This is a genomic window from Pseudomonas sp. BAY1663 (genome assembly GCF_000582595.1).
Classification (GTDB): Bacteria; Pseudomonadota; Gammaproteobacteria; order Pseudomonadales; family Pseudomonadaceae; genus Stutzerimonas; species Stutzerimonas stutzeri_AF.
In genome coordinates this window covers 1-1,006 of the sequence record NZ_AZSV01000207.1, presented here as the reverse complement: position 1 = coordinate 1,006, position 1,006 = coordinate 1, and the positions used below count along the sequence as shown (strand labels likewise).

The 1,006-nt window shown below is 59.6% G+C and carries 1 protein-coding gene; it reads right to left on the bottom strand.

The features are described from left to right. On the bottom strand, positions 1-779 hold a 779-nt coding region (locus tag BAY1663_RS22805; protein ID WP_037045443.1), incomplete at its 3' end, for an IS110 family transposase. Positions 780-1,006: the final 227 nt, after the last annotated feature.

Here is a 1,006-nt window from a genome sequence, read left to right as displayed (position 1 = left end):
GCGGCGTTGTGCAGCAGGCGGCGAAGTTCGGGGTCGCCTTTCTTGGTGAGCTTACGGGCTCCGGTTTTCTTGCCCGAATCTCGAACCCTGACGTCCAGGCCGAGGAAGGCGATGAACGCATCGGAATTCTTGAAACGGCCGCGCTGGAACATGGTGGTCAAGGCCATCGCATTGAACGTGCCGATGCCCTCGATCTTTTTGCAGCGGCTGACCTGATCCCACCAGCCGGCCTCTCGGCAGCAGGACTCCAGATGTTTCTCGATTCGCCCCTCCAATTGCTTGAGCTGTCTGTTCAGTTGCTTGGCCAGGTGCTTCGATTCAGGAATGTCACGAAGGCTCTGATTCAGCGCAACACGCGCCTGAACGATGGTTGCGCGACGATGTAGCAGCGCATGGATACGGTCATAGGCCTGTGGTGGTGGCGTCCAGGGCTTGAGGTTGTCGCCTTCGTTGGACAGGTAGCGCAGGATGAGTCGGGCATCGGTCTGATCGGTTTTGGCCCGCGTACCGATGCTGTCGCGATAGCGGTTGAGCCTGAAACCGTCGAGCAGGTACACCCGGTGGCCCTGGGAAAAGGCCAGCTGTGCGACTGCCCGATGGTAGGTGCCAGTGGCTTCCAGGGCGAACTGGCACCCGTCGGGAAGGGCGTGTAGCCAACGACGGATGGCAGCAACGTTGTTGCTGAGCGCCTCGACGGTACTGCTGTCGCTACGAGCGATAACCAGCTCGTCTTTGCTGACATCGATTCCGATGAGAATAGGGGCGGCGGGCTTGGACATCGTCTATCTCCCAGCTAAGGTGAATAGGCTTGTCGGGCTCATCGAACGCTGGCTTGCCACTAATCGTCGGTCTGCTGCCGCAGCCGATAGATTCCTTATCGGCGTTGAGATGAGGGGCGGGACGATATCTCCCACAGTCCGTACCTGAAGGTCGGATGGCGCGCTTGTCCCTCCACCCCGACAAGTCCTTTTTGGACTCGCCAGCTAAACCATACAAGGCGCGCCCT